Origin of the sequence: Nitrosomonas mobilis (assembly GCF_900103035.1) — a bacterium.
Classification (GTDB): domain Bacteria; phylum Pseudomonadota; class Gammaproteobacteria; order Burkholderiales; family Nitrosomonadaceae; genus Nitrosomonas; species Nitrosomonas mobilis.
Window position 1 is genome coordinate 1 of the sequence record NZ_FMWO01000110.1, and the last position, 1,291, is coordinate 1,291.

Consider the following 1,291-nt stretch of genomic DNA (forward strand, 5'->3'; position numbering starts at 1 on the left):
TGGCTGTTCTCAGCCGGACAGTTGCAAAGACTGATTCGACTGGATTAGTTGTTCTAATGTGTTGCCAGTTTTCTGCAGGATAATCATAGAAAGCCAGCATGGAATCTTTATCCTTTGCCAGACACTCCATCGCTTTTGGATATTTAGGACTAAAACGTTCAATACAGTTATCAAATGCTTTATAAGCCTTTTCCCGTGTTTCCGCCTACCAGATATTGTGCAGCGCTTCCTTGACCTTGGGTTGCATGGCCTTGGGCAGCTTTTCCATTACATTGGCGATTTTATGCACCCAGCAACGCTGTTGATCCGTATCCGGCCAGCACTGGGTAACAGCCTTCCAGAACCCCAGCGCACCGTCACCGATAGCTAATTTGGGAGCACCTTTGAGGCCACGTTGTTTCAAATCCATCAATACTTCCGTCCAGCTCGCTTCAGACTCACGATAACCATCAGACAATGCCAGCAGCTCTTTACGCCCCGTTTCATCAGAACCGATAATCACCAGAAGACATAACCGGTCATCCATCCGCACAGTGCTGTAGATACCATCAGCCCAGACATAAGCATACCGTTTGCCACTCAGATCGCGGCGAGTCCAGTTTTGATAATCCTGTTCCCAGTCCTACTTCAAGCGGCTGATCGTCGCAGGCGATAATCCAGGCGCGTCTGTTCCCAGCAGGTGTTTTTTAAGGCTATGTCTGCATTAGACGTTGAAACTGATTTTCTCGTCCGAGAGCGGCCTGGAGTCCAATGATTGGCGAGTTGTGCCCACCCCAACGTTCCAGCCATCTACGCCAGCCCAGGTAATTTTCCAGGTATTTGGTTGCGACCCCATGAAATCTTTTCATCCACTGTTTAAGTCTGCTGTCGTAGGCATTAACATTCTGGATATGGTAAACACCAGCAATGACTCGAATTCCAGCAGAGAGATTGACGGGGCGATGGGTAATTCCGAGGCTATGAGCCACAGACCGGTAGACGGCAGCGCCATCACTACAGAAAATGGCATCTTTTGCCAGGATAGCCCGCAAAGGAGGCTCAATTGTCTTTCTATCAGGCGCATTCAACATGAAATCTGCTGTTGCACCAGAGCGGTCGCGTACTACCAGCACCGGCACCTGATCTTTGCCTGTGCTACGTACATGGATTTGCTTGCCACGTTTACGCGGTGGACGATTCAGGTGACGTTGACCTTTGCAGGAAGAGGGAAAAAAGGTCTCATCCGCCTCAATGATTCCTTGCAAGTGGTTGGCTTTAGTAGCCGCCGGCAAAGTCAGGAACCGATAGCGAA

At 49.7% G+C, this 1,291-nt stretch carries 1 protein-coding gene and 1 pseudogene; both read right to left on the reverse strand.

Annotation, left to right across the window (positions count from 1 at the left end):
- Nucleotides 1-679: pseudogene (locus NSMM_RS14740) on the reverse strand (IS256 family transposase); the annotation flags it as partial.
- A 13-nt stretch (nt 680-692) separates the two neighbouring features.
- On the reverse strand, nt 693-1,291 hold a 599-nt coding region (locus NSMM_RS14745), incomplete at its 5' end, for an IS1595 family transposase (protein ID WP_143001970.1).